General features: G+C 56.0%; 6 protein-coding genes. 4 read left to right on the forward strand and 2 right to left on the reverse strand.

From position 1 onward, the window contains the following. Nucleotides 1-182: 182 nt before the first annotated feature. The 4 genes from ACKI3C_RS08190 (at nucleotide 183) to ACKI3C_RS08205 (ending at nucleotide 7038) form a co-directional block, all read left to right on the forward strand. Nucleotides 183-2858: a 4-alpha-glucanotransferase gene (locus ACKI3C_RS08190; RefSeq protein ID WP_407403893.1), complete on the forward strand. Its 2676-nt coding sequence runs from the start codon at nucleotides 183-185 to the stop codon at nucleotides 2856-2858. 8 nt (nucleotides 2859-2866) lie between these two features. After that, nucleotides 2867-4786: a type I pullulanase gene (gene pulA / locus ACKI3C_RS08195; protein ID WP_407403895.1), complete on the forward strand. Its 1920-nt coding sequence runs from the start codon at nucleotides 2867-2869 to the stop codon at nucleotides 4784-4786. 75 nt (nucleotides 4787-4861) lie between these two features. Then, nucleotides 4862-6724, forward strand: coding sequence for a glycoside hydrolase family 13 protein (locus tag ACKI3C_RS08200; RefSeq protein ID WP_407403897.1), 1863 nt, complete (start codon nucleotides 4862-4864; stop codon nucleotides 6722-6724). Nucleotides 6725-6735: 11 nt separating this feature from the next. Beyond that, nucleotides 6736-7038 carry a DUF1016 N-terminal domain-containing protein gene (locus tag ACKI3C_RS08205; protein WP_407403903.1) on the forward strand — a complete coding sequence of 101 codons (303 nt, stop codon included), beginning with the start codon at nucleotides 6736-6738 and terminating at the stop codon, nucleotides 7036-7038. 146 nt (nucleotides 7039-7184) lie between these two features. On the opposite strand, the gene ACKI3C_RS08210 is transcribed toward ACKI3C_RS08205, so the two are convergent. Continuing rightward, a complete protein-coding gene (locus ACKI3C_RS08210; protein WP_407403899.1) occupies nucleotides 7185-7892 on the reverse strand; it encodes a LytR/AlgR family response regulator transcription factor in 708 nt (235 codons plus the stop codon). Further along, a complete protein-coding gene (locus ACKI3C_RS08215) occupies nucleotides 7867-8955 on the reverse strand; it encodes a sensor histidine kinase (protein WP_407403901.1) in 1089 nt (362 codons plus the stop codon). The genes ACKI3C_RS08210 and ACKI3C_RS08215 overlap by 26 nt, the downstream gene beginning before the upstream one ends. Nucleotides 8956-9288 lie beyond the last annotated feature (333 nt).

The raw sequence follows: 9288 nt of genomic DNA on the forward strand, positions 1-9288 counted from the left end.
TTATTCTAGTGCAAATGTAAATCAATTTTCATTGATTATTATAATAAATGTGAACCTTTTACTTTGTAAAAGCAATGCAATCGTTTGCATTATTTGTCGGCTCATAACCTGTGTTTTTTATCAGTTTTCCAAGCGTTTTGTTTGTAACTTTACACACAGAAAAAACTAATACAACATAAGATATGAAATTGAAATTCATCATTGACTACCAGACCGTCTATGGCGAGGAGGTAGCAATCAATCTGCTTGATGCTGAAAACCATGTATCCCAGCACGTTGTCATGAAGACAACAAGTGGCAAAGAATGGAAATGCGACATTAATGTTGACGATAATTGTTTCCAGCTGTGTTATTACTATAGCGTGAAGCGCGGTGGCATCACCGTGCGTCACGAGTGGCTCGTGATGCCTCACACCATCAACCTCACATCAATCAAGGGCGCAAAGTGCACCTGCTATGACCACTGGAACGATGTGCCCGACGACAGCTATCTGTACTCGAGCGCATTCACCCAGTGCGTGGCAGCACGCGAGTGCGGCACTCCTGCCGAGGTGAAGTTCAGCCAGACCATGCAGCTCAAGGTGCGTGCACCGCAGCTGCGCGCAGGCGAGCACCTGGCCGTGGTGGGCAACACCGCGCTGCTGGGCGACTGGGATGCCAGCAAGGCTGTCCCCATGGTGGAGCATGCTCCCAACGAGTGGATGGTTGCTCTCGACGCAGCCAAGTTCAAGGGCGCGCTTGTGGAATTCAAGTTCATCATCATGGCCGAGGGCCAGGCTCCCGTGTGGGAGAATGGCGACAACCGCACCGTGGCCCTGCCGTCGATGCGCTCGGGCGACGTGGTGGTGTATGAGCTCAACAAGGCATATTTCCCGCTCAATCCCATGCGCATTGCCGGAACCGTGATTCCCATCTTCTCGCTCCGCAGCGAGGGCAGCTACGGCGTGGGCGACTTTGGCGACCTCAAGGCCATGGTTGACTGGGTGGCTTCGACCGGCCAGCGTGCGCTGCAAGTGCTTCCCATCAACGATTCCACCATCACCGGCACTTGGCGCGACAGCTATCCCTACAACAGCATCAGCATCTACGCGCTGCACCCCCAGTATGTGGACCTGCGCCAACTCCCGGCACTCGCCGACAAGAAGCGTGCCGCACACTACGAGGCGCTGCGACAGGAACTCAACGCGCTGGAGCAAATCGACTATGAGCGCGTTAACGACGCTAAACGCGGTTATCTCAAGGAACTCTATGCCCAGGAAGGCGCAGCAGTGCTCAAAAGCAAGGAGTTCAAGGCATTCTTTGACACCAACGCCGAGTGGCTCGTGCCCTATGCTGCATTCAGCCACTACCGCGACCTCTACGGCACTGCGACATTCAGCCAGTGGCCCGAGAACCGCACCTTCAGCGACGACAACCGTGCTGCGATGACCAACCAGCGCACCAACCTCTACAAGGAGGTGGCAATATGGTACTACATCCAGTTCATCCTCGACAAGCAGATGCGCGGCGCGCACGACTATGCCCGCAGCAAGAACGTGATACTCAAGGGCGACATCCCCATCGGCATCAGCCGCGACGGCGTGGAGGCTTGGGTAGAACCCAAATACTTCAACCTCAACGGCCAGGCGGGTGCACCACCAGATGCATTCTCGACCAACGGCCAGAACTGGGGATTCCCCACCTACAACTGGGACGCAATGCTTGCCGACGGCTGCTCATGGTGGATCAAGCGCTTCAGCAAGATGGCGCAATACTTTGACGCTTACCGCATCGACCACGTGCTGGGCTTCTTCCGCATCTGGGAGATACCCATCGACGCAGTCCATGGCCTGCTGGGACACTTCGCTCCCGCGCTGGGCATGAGCGCCGACGAGATACGTGGCTACGGCCTCAACTTCCAGGAGCACCACATGACCACCCCGTTCATCAGCGACTGGGTGCTCGACCGCGTGTTCGGTGCACGTGCACAGGAAGTGCGCGAGAAATATGTAGAGCGTGAGCACGACGACATCTACCGCATGCGCCCCGAGTTTGACACCCAGCGCAAGGTGGAGGCAGCGTTTGCCGGCGTTACCGACCAGGACGAGCTCAACCTGCGCGACGGCCTGTACTCGCTCATCAGCAACGTGCTCTTCGTGCGCGACCACAAGAACCCCGGCCTGTTCCATCCGCGCATCTCGGTGCAGTTTGACTTCATCTACGAGGCACTCTACGACAACGACAAGCAGGCGTTCAACCGCTTGTATAACGACTACTTCTACCGCCGCAACAACGACTACTGGTATGGCGAGGCGATGAAGAAACTGCCCACTCTGGTTGAGTGCACACGCATGCTCGTGTGTGCCGAGGACCTGGGTATGGTGCCCGACTGCGTGGCATGGGTGATGGACGAACTGCGCATCTTGAGCCTTGAGATTGAGTCAATGCCCAAGGATCCGCACCTCAAGTTCGGCAACCTGAGCAGCAACCCCTACCGCAGCGTTGCCACCATCTCAACCCACGACATGCCCACACTGCGCCAGTGGTGGGACGAGGACTGGGATCTCACCCAGCAATACTACAACAGCGTGCTGTGGCGCGGCGACGGTGCTCCACACCCCCTGCCTGCCGACATCGCTACACAGGTGGTCAACAACCACTTGAGCTCACCCTCAATGCTGTGCCTGCTCTCTCTCCAGGACTGGATGGCAACCGACGAGAACGTGCGTCGCGCCGATGCCGATGCCGAGCGCATCAACATCCCCGCCAATCCCCGTCACTACTGGCGTTACCGCATGCACATGACCATCGAGCAGCTCAAGAAAGAGGCCGACTTCAACGCCAAGGTCAACAAGTTAATAATCAACAACGCACGATAAAATCCATCATGAAACCCATCCACATGGCAATAGCCGCAATAGCCGCCTTGCTCACCACAGCGCACAGCAATGCGCAGGTCAATTACACGCAGGCATCCACTCAGTTTGAAACCATCACGCTGGGCGACGCCCAGGCAGTGAAGCTGCGCATCTATGACAACGGTGCCGGAGGCAAACCCGTGAAGACCGTGCAGCTCAAGAAGAGAGGCAACGACAAGAACGGTTACCCCACATGGGACGCACTGATCAAGGGCGACCTCAAGGGCAAGTTCTACACCCTCGACGTGAAATATGGCGGACAGTACCGCGGCGAGTGCGCAGGGCTTGGCGCTAAAGCCGTGGGCGTGAACGGACGCCGCGGAGCCGTGATCGACATGAAATCGACCGACCCCGCAGGATGGGAAAGCGATGTCACCCCCGACATCGCTGCCAAGGACCTCGTGCTCTACGAGATGCACCACCGCGACTTCTCGATCGATGCTTCTAGCAGCTTGAACAACAAGGGCAAGTTCCTCGCCCTCGCCGAGCCTCGTGCCATCGCGCACCTCAAGGCTCTGGGCGTGAACGCTGTGCACATGCTGCCATCGTTCGACTATGCGTCGGTCGATGAGAGCCGTCTGGAGGACAACAAGTACAACTGGGGCTATGACCCCCTGAACTACAACGTGCCCGAGGGCGGTTATTCAACCGACCCCTTCAACCCCGCGTCGCGCATCAGCGAGTTCAAGACCATGGTGCAGGCGCTGCACAAGGCCGGCATCAAGGTGATCCTCGACGTGGTGTATAACCACACCTTCAACATCGACGGCAGCAACTTCCAGCGCATCATGCCCGATGAGTTCTTCCGCAAGAACCAGGACGGCACCTACAGCGACGGCAGCGGCTGCGGCAACGAGACCGCAAGCGACCGCCAGGTGATGCGTGACTACATGGTAGAGAGCGTGAAATACTGGGTGGAGGAGTATCACATCGACGGTTTCCGCTTCGACCTGATGGGCGTCCACGACATTGAGACGATGAATGCCATACGCGCCGCCCTTCCGCCGCACATCTACATCTACGGCGAGGGCTGGAGCGCAGGCTCATGCGCTTATCCCCACGAGAAGCTGGGCATGAAGGCCCACATCAACCAGATGCCCGGCATCGCAGCATTCAGCGACGACATACGCGACGCGTTGCGCGGCCCCTTCAGCGACGACACCAAGCCAGCCTTCCTCGCAGGCCTTCCCGGCAACGAGGAGAGCATCAAGATGGGCATTGTGGGCGCTATCGAGCACCCGCAGGTCGATTACAGCAAGGTGAACTACAGCAAGGAACCCTGGACCCTGCAACCCACGCAGATGATCAGCTATGTGTCGTGCCACGACGACATGTGCCTCGTGGACCGTCTCAAGGCTAGCATCCCCGGCATCACCACCGACGAGCTCATACGCCTCGACCTGCTGGCACAGACCGCAGTGTTCACCTCGCAGGGCGTGCCTTTCATGCTCAGCGGCGAGGAAATGCTGCGCGACAAGAAGGGCGTGCACAACAGCTATGAGAGCCCCGACTCGATCAACCATCTCAACTGGACCAACCTCGAGACCTATCCGCAGGTGTTCAATTACTACAGCCGCCTCATCGCCTTGCGCAAGAACCATCCCGCATTCCACATGGGCGATGCCCAGCTCGTGCGCAAGCACGTTGAGTTCCTGCCCTCGCAGGATGCCCTGGTGGCATTCCGCATCAAGGCAGGCGCTCCCGGCGAGACATGGGGCGATATCTACGTAGTGCTCAACGGCAGCAAGCGTGTGCGCACGGTCAACGTGCCCGAGGGCAACTACACAGTGGTGTGCCGCAACATCAGCATCAACGAGGACGGCATCGACACCACCACCGGAGGCAACGTGGCTGTGCCAGCACAGAGCGCCCTCATTTTCCACAACTAAAACATTAAAGAAACCATCGTCTTCTAGAACATTCTAGTTTTTCTGGAAATTCTAGAAGACATTTTTTTATAAGCTATGAAACATCTACTCCTTGCCCTTGCGGCTGTTGCGGGCATCACGGCACAGGCTGCCCCCGCACGAGTTAACGTGGATCGCATCGACCCCACTTGCTGGTATGCCGGCATGAAGAACCCCTCTGTGCAACTCATGGTATATGGTGCTGGCATCAAGAATGCCGACGTGAGCATCAGCTATCCCGGCGTGACGGTTGATAGCCTAGTGCGCCTCGACTCGCCCAACTACCTGCTCGTGTACCTCAACACCAGCGGTGCGCAGCCCGGCATCATCAACATCGACTTCACCCTGGGCAAGAAAAAGAAAACCGTGCCCTACGAGCTCAAGCAGCGCGACATGGCAGGCGACAAGCGCCAGGGATTTACCAATGAGGACGTGCTCTACATGCTCATGCCCGACCGCTTTGCCGATGGCGACCAGAGCAACAACGCCGTTGCAGGCATGCAACCCTACACCACCGACCGCAGCAAGCCCAGCCTGCGCCATGGCGGAGACCTCGCCGGCATCGAGCAGCACCTCGACTACTTCACCGACCTGGGCGTGACTGCATTGTGGTTCACTCCAGTGCTCGAGAACGATTCGCCCGATGGACACGGCCACAGCTGCTACCACGGATATGCCACAACCGACTACTATCGCGTTGACCCCCGCTTCGGCACTAACGCCGACTACCGCCGACTCATCGACAAGTCGCACGAGCGCGGACTCAAGGTGGTGATGGACATGATCTTCAACCACTGCGGCAGCTATCACCCCTGGCTCAAAGACATGCCTTCACACGACTGGCTCAACCAGCCCGACTACAAGGACAACTACCTGCAGACGAGCTACAAGCTCACCCCCGTGGTCGACCCCTATGCCAGCGAGGTCGATCTGCGCGAGACTGTGGAGGGATGGTTCGTGCCATCTATGCCCGACCTCAACCACCACAACGTGCACGTGATGAACTACCTCATCCAGAACAGCATCTGGTGGATTGAAAGCGCTGGCATCGACGGCATACGCATGGACACCTACCCCTATGCCTACGCCGACGCCATGGCACGCTGGATGAAGACCCTCAACGACGAGTACCCCAACTTCAACGTGGTGGGCGAGACTTGGGTGGAGAACCCTTATTATACCGCCACATGGCAGAAGGACAGCAAGCTGGCTAGCGAGAACAGCAACCTCAAGACTGTGATGGACTTCTCATTCTACGAGAAAGTAGATAGCGCCAAGCACGAGGAAACCGACGGCTGGTGGCACGGATTCAACCGCGTGTATAACAGCTTGTGCCAGGACTACCTCTACCCCGACCCCAGCAACGTGATGGCATTTATCGAAAACCACGACACCAACCGCTTCCTGGGCAACGGCCACGACATGATGACACTCAAGCAGGCACTCGCCCTGTTGCTCACCATCAAGCGCATTCCCCAGCTTTACTATGGCACCGAGGTGCTCATGAACGGCACCAAGGAAGTGACCGACGGCTATGTGCGCAAGGACTTCCCCGGCGGATTCCCCGGCGACGAGCGCAGCGCCTTCACCCCCGAGGGACGCACCTATGCCCAGAACGACATGTACAACTGGCTCAAGACTGTGCTTCACTGGCGCCAGGGCAACAAGGTAATCACCGAGGGCCGCATGACCCAGTTCATCCCCGTGAACGGCATCTACGTGATTGCCCGCCGCCACGAGGGCAAGACAGTGCTCACCATCGTCAACGGTGCCGACCAGCCCGCCACAATGCCCGTGAAGCGCTATGAGGAAGTGATAGGCACCGCCACCACCGCCCGCGACGTCCCCACAGGCACAACCATCGACCTCACCCAAGACCTCACCCTCCCCGCCCGTGCAACACTCATCCTGGAGTACTAAGAAGCAAGTGTATCAAAGAAGATATTCTTCACAACAAGCGCGCAGAGTATGGCAAACAAGTAGTTAAGCAACTCGCTGAGAAATTAACACATCATTATGGTTCCGGGTGGAGCCACAAAAAAATCTTGCATTGTCTCCGCGCTGCAGAGACTTTCTCTCAAGAAGACATTGCCTCCGCAGCGAGGAGACAATTAACGTGGACACATCTCAAAACAATAATGTACATTTCTGCCCCCCTTGAGCGTCAGTTCTATATAGAGATGTGTTACATTGAGCATTGGGACACGCGCACGCTAACTGACAATTCCTCCTAAAGAAGTTCTTTCTGATCGACTACAGCGCGCTATCGCTATCGCACGAGAGCACCAGTTAGAAAAGAAATAACTGCACTACCAGCCCCGGCACGAAAAGTCCCGGGGCTGGTAGTTCTCTTTAAATCTTCAAGTGCAACGCCAAAATCTTACCCTGCAATGAAGTCGAGGAACGCTTGCTTGTAGCTGTCGCCTATGGGGACCTCGGTGGAGGTGAGGATGAGGCGGTTGCGCTCTATCTCGCGTATCTTGGACTTGTTCACGATATATGACCTGTGCACACGCACAAATCGCGACGAGGGCAGCATATGTTCCATCGCCTTCATGTTCATGAGCGACAGCACCGGGTGCTGCGACTCCTCGGTGTGAATCTTCACATAGTCTTTCAGCCCTTCCACGTGTGTGATTGAGTCAAGACTGATTTGCAGCAGCTTGTACTCGCTCTTGACGAAGATGCTGGTGGGTTCAGGCGCGGGCTTTGAGTCGCTGCCATGAAGCATCGTGAACCACTGCAACGCCTTGTTGCATGCTTCAAGGAAATTGGCATAGCTGATGGGCTTGAGCAGGTAGTCGAGCGCATTGACACGATAGCCATCGAGCGCATATTGCTCAAATGCCGTGGTAAACACCACGCGGGCACTCTCGGGAATCATGCGCGACAGCTCCAGCCCGTTAATCTCGGGCATCTGTATGTCCAGGAACACGATGTCGGGCGCAGTGTCCTGCACCCCTTTGAGGGCATCGGTAGCGTTGTAATACTTGCCCACAAGTTGCATGAACGGGATTTTGGTCACATAGCTTGCCAGCAGCTCCACTGCCAGAGGCTCGTCGTCAACTATGATGCACTTTATCGTCATTGAATATTTCTATTTTAGAGTAATACTGCGTTTTGCCGTCGTTCAGCCCGCGGGTCCACTTGTACCGCCCCGGGTACTGCAGGTTGAGCCGTCGTTCCACCTGCTCCAGCCCTATGCCCGAGCCGCTCTTGTCACTGGTGTTCTTGGGATTGTTGGAGTTGACGATGAAGCAGGTGATGTTGCCGTCGTCCTCGTGCAGGCTGATGTTGATGTAGCCGTTTCCGCTCGACGAGATGCCATGCTTGAAGGCATTCTCGATGAGTGAAATGAACAGCAGCGGAGCCACTGGCGTGGTGTTGTCGTCACTCACCTGTATATTCACATCGACCTTCACGCTAGGAGCGAGGCGCATCCTCATGAGCTCGATGTAGTTGTTGATGAACTCCACCTCCTTGTAGAGCGGCACATAGTTGCTCTCGTTCTCATAGAGCATGTAACGCAGCAGTTTGCTCAATTCCTCCACCGCATGCTGCGCCTTGTCGCTGTCGAAGGCGATGAGCGCATAGATGTTGTTGAGCGTGTTGAGCAGGAAGTGCGGGTTGAGCTGCGAGCGCAGGTTGGAGAGTTCGGCTTCGCTGCGCATGCGTTCTATCTCCTTGCGCTCGGCCTCGAGCTGGCGGGTGCGGTCTATGAGCCTGAGCGCAAGGCTTAGTGCCACGGTGAGGATGAGCGAGACGAAGTTGTAGAATATCTGTGCCTGTCGTGGCGGCGGCATGCCAGGGCGATGCTGCAGCGGTTTGCCATCAGGGCCAAAGATGGGCGGCCGGTTGTCGGGCAGAATCTGTGCTGTGAGGTCCCACCACGTCATCACGCCCACCATCGCGCATGTGATGACCACCGCATTGATGATAAAAAACTGCTTCTTGTTGCCCTTGAGGTACAACCGCGGGATGAGCCACAGGTAGTTGAGGTAGAACACCACCATGTAGCTGAGCGGGCTGCCCATGGTGCGCACCGTGCGGCCTATGGTGTGGTTGAGCGTGTCGTCGGGATGATAGAACAACAGCGGGAACAACAGCAGGAACAGCCACACTGCTATATGTATAGATACAGTTCGTTTCATGACAAGGCAAAGATAATAAAAAAAACGCAAAGTCACTACACATATAGACCAAACCCTGTTTTCAATAGATAAAACAATGCATGCCGACACCGCGATGTAACTATTCAGCAATGGTATTTTGAGTAATATCCCCGCGCGGATCTCACTGATAACACAGATTTAATAATAACTGAAAGAAATTAAAACAATTAGAATAATTTCTTATTCAGTTAAATCAGAGCAATCTGTTGTAACTATACTACAATAGATTTTTATCCGCGCGGGGATCTCACATGATTTTGTAATGAGAGGCTGAAAGCCGACACGCAGAACGCAGTTCTGCACATAACCCTG

The sequence above is a fragment of the Sodaliphilus sp. genome (genome assembly GCF_045598405.1).
Taxonomy (GTDB): domain Bacteria; phylum Bacteroidota; class Bacteroidia; order Bacteroidales; family Muribaculaceae; genus Sodaliphilus; species Sodaliphilus limicaballi.

What these genes read in the sequence shown, in the direction of transcription:
- ACKI3C_RS08190 (WP_407403893.1), top strand. Translation starts at nt 183, where the DNA reads ATGAAATTGAAATTCATCATTGACTACCAGACCGTCTATGGCGAGGAG.
- pulA (WP_407403895.1), top strand. Translation starts at nt 2,867, where the DNA reads ATGAAACCCATCCACATGGCAATAGCCGCAATAGCCGCCTTGCTCACC.
- ACKI3C_RS08200 (WP_407403897.1), top strand. Translation starts at nt 4,862, where the DNA reads ATGAAACATCTACTCCTTGCCCTTGCGGCTGTTGCGGGCATCACGGCA.
- ACKI3C_RS08210 (WP_407403899.1), bottom strand. Translation starts at nt 7,892, where the DNA reads ATGACGATAAAGTGCATCATAGTTGACGACGAGCCTCTGGCAGTGGAG.
- ACKI3C_RS08215 (WP_407403901.1), bottom strand. Translation starts at nt 8,955, where the DNA reads ATGAAACGAACTGTATCTATACATATAGCAGTGTGGCTGTTCCTGCTG.